At 38.4% G+C, this 1,629-nt stretch carries 1 protein-coding gene; it reads left to right on the top strand.

Going from position 1 to position 1,629, the window contains the following annotated elements; translation table 11 throughout:
- The first annotated feature begins 51 nt into the window (after positions 1-51).
- A complete protein-coding gene (locus J5G60_RS18230; protein ID WP_150359061.1) occupies positions 52-1,479 on the top strand; it encodes an amino acid permease in 1,428 nt (475 codons plus the stop codon).
- Positions 1,480-1,629 lie beyond the last annotated feature (150 nt).

The following is a 1,629-nucleotide window of genomic DNA, read 5'->3' as shown; positions in this document are numbered from 1 at the left end:
AATTATAATAGTTTTAAATTTATTAATATTATTTTTGAAGGGAGTGTAAGTATGGCTACAAATAATTCTATATTTAGGACTAAAGAGCTAGATAAGTTGTTAGCCGAAACTAAGGGGAAAAAATCATTGAAAAAAGTATTGGGACCTCTTGAACTCGCCATGTTGGGAATAGGTGCCATAGTTGGGACGGGCATCTTTGTACTGACAGGGGTTGCTGCTGCAAATTACGCAGGGCCAGCACTAATATTATCTTTTATATTCTCGGGAGTTACATGTTGTTTTGCCGCGCTATGCTATTCGGAAATGGCCGCAATGATTCCTGTAGCAGGTAGTGCCTATACCTTTGGCTATGTAGGTTTAGGTGAAATATGGGCCTGGATGATAGGCTGGGATTTACTGATGGAATATATGGTAGCGGTTTCAGCAGTTGCGGTTGGATGGTCTGGTTATATAGTGGCACTTTTCGAATCTGGAGGAATCAAATTACCAGCAGCCTTAGTCAATCCGCCTGCAAACGGAGGTATAATAAATCTGCCATGTATATTGATCTTGCTTGTAATAGTACTTTTCCTTTTCAGAGGCATGAGCCAGAGTGCAAAACTCAATGATATACTTGTTTTGATAAAATTAAGTGTGGTAATACTGTTCATAATTTTAGGAGTAGGACATATTAAACCCACTAACTATCACCCATTTTTCCCTTATGGTGTCAGCGGCGTATTTAAGGGCGCAGCAGTTATATTCTTTGCCTATATAGGTTTTGATGCTGTTTCCACGGCAGCTGAAGAAGTTAAAAATCCACAAAAGGATCTGCCTATAGGTATATTAGGTTCCCTGCTTGTCTGTACTTTATTGTATATATTGGTTTCAGCAGTGCTGACAGGAGTGCTTCCATATTATACTTATAAAACTACTGCAGCTCCAGTGGCGTTTGCACTGCAAAAGATAGGGATTTCCTGGGGATCTGCACTGGTATCTATTGGCGCAGTGTGCGGACTTACTTCTGTACTTCTGGTTATGACTTATGGTTCAACCCGTATATTGTTCTCATTGTCCAGAGATGGCCTGCTCCCTGAAGTTTTTTCAGATGTACATCCTAAATTTAGAACACCTATAAAGAGTACTATGCTTGTTGGAGTTATAGTAATGCTGCTGTCAGGATTTGTTTCTCTGGGAGAGCTGGCAACGCTTACAAACATAGGTACATTGATTGCCTTCATTATAGTATCTGCTTCAGTCATAGTTTTGAGGAAGACAAGACCGGAATATGAGAGGCCGTTTAGATGTCCATGGGTACCTTTTGTTCCTGCAGTGTCTATAATATTTTGTGCTTATCTGATATGGAATCTGCCTCATTTTACTCAAATGGTATGTGTAATATGGTTGTGCATAGGGGCTGTAATCTATTTCACTTATAGTAGAAGTCACAGTTTAATGAGTAAGGAGGAAAATGTAGTTTCTCCAACGGATGGAAAGTAGTCTGATGATATATTATTGATTCTCATTTACTGTTTTATAAAATAATAGTAAATCGTATAAAAGAGGGGAGATGCCGGGATGCAGGGCATCTTTCCTCTTTTATTTTAAATGAATACATAATTGTATTCATTTAGTATATAGTATAAATAT

The organism is Clostridium sp. HV4-5-A1G (genome assembly GCF_900184915.1).
Lineage (GTDB): Bacteria > Bacillota > Clostridia > Clostridiales > Clostridiaceae > Clostridium_B > Clostridium_B aromativorans.
This window is presented reverse-complemented; position numbering and strand designations above follow the sequence as displayed.

Bases quoted from the DNA above. Each gene is read 5' to 3' on its own strand.
- J5G60_RS18230 (WP_150359061.1), top strand. From the start codon at position 52: ATGGCTACAAATAATTCTATATTTAGGACTAAAGAGCTAGATAAGTTG.